The following is a 633-nucleotide window of genomic DNA, read 5'->3' on the forward strand; positions in this document are numbered from 1 at the left end:
AACCTCGTAAGTTGCTTCACCATTCAATTGCGATATTTCTAAACAAGGCCTCGGGAGAGATAGGTCGCAATCACCGTTGCTCAATATGTAATCTTTGTACGCTTGTATTGTAGTTGTCTGGAATAGGGAGTGGCGACCTGATAGATTTTGTTTGGGGAGTGTGAAGCTGCAGCAGTAAAAGGATAGCTCAGCGTTGGAGCTATTGTTTTTTGCTTCAGCGCAATATTTAACTGCGTGTTTTGGCGTTAGGTCTATTAACCTTGCAACCGGGTAGAATGTAGCGTTTGCAGAATCAGCGCTGTTATTCTTCACAACCTTAAGCTCTAAAGACACATTAATAGATTGTGGAATAAATATACCATGCGGCTTAAGTTGGTCTGCTAGGTTTGCCGTTATTTCTACTTGAGGCTCATGCTCAAGAGACTTCTGCATTGTTTCGCTGATGATAATGTCGAGTGTATCAGGGTGCTGGTATTCACAGGCATTAGCGTTGACAAGGTGACTGGAATACTTCGTTAATTCAAAGGCCTGTAATAGGCGTTCAACACTGTCAAGCGATTCTTGATGGATATCTAAAAAGTATGGTTCTATTTCATCAGAGCAAAACTGAGTTAGTAGCGGTAGTAGGAGCGT

1 protein-coding gene is annotated in these 633 nt (G+C 42.2%); it reads right to left on the minus strand.

The window, feature by feature from the left end; translation table 11 throughout:
• The coding region (locus tag A3756_RS27195; protein ID WP_197481149.1) for a hypothetical protein at positions 1 to 633 on the minus strand (633 nt) is incomplete at both ends.

The organism is Oleiphilus sp. HI0086 (assembly GCF_001635225.1).